At 69.3% G+C, this 215-nt stretch carries 1 protein-coding gene; it reads right to left on the bottom strand.

Going from position 1 to position 215, the window contains the following annotated elements; all coding sequences use genetic code 11:
- The coding region (locus AC5E6L_RS14750; protein WP_491774301.1) for an efflux RND transporter permease subunit at positions 1-215 on the bottom strand (215 nt) is incomplete at both ends.

Here is a 215-nt window from a genome sequence, read left to right as displayed (position 1 = left end):
AACTCGCCCACGATGCCGGGCCAGAACAAAAGCGGCGAGAAGGCGGCGATGCGCGTCAGCGTCGAAACGACGACGGGGCCGAACATGCGCCGGGCGGCCTCGGCGAAGGCCGGCGGCGCGGCCACGCCCTCGGCCATGCGCCGCTCGGCATATTCGGTGACGATGATCGCGTCGTCGACCAGCATTCCCACCGCCAGGATCAGGCTGAACAGGAC

This window comes from Roseitalea sp., from assembly GCF_984466335.1.
The sequence above is the reverse complement of the archived record's forward strand: the minus strand, read 5'-3'. Positions and strand labels throughout refer to the sequence as shown.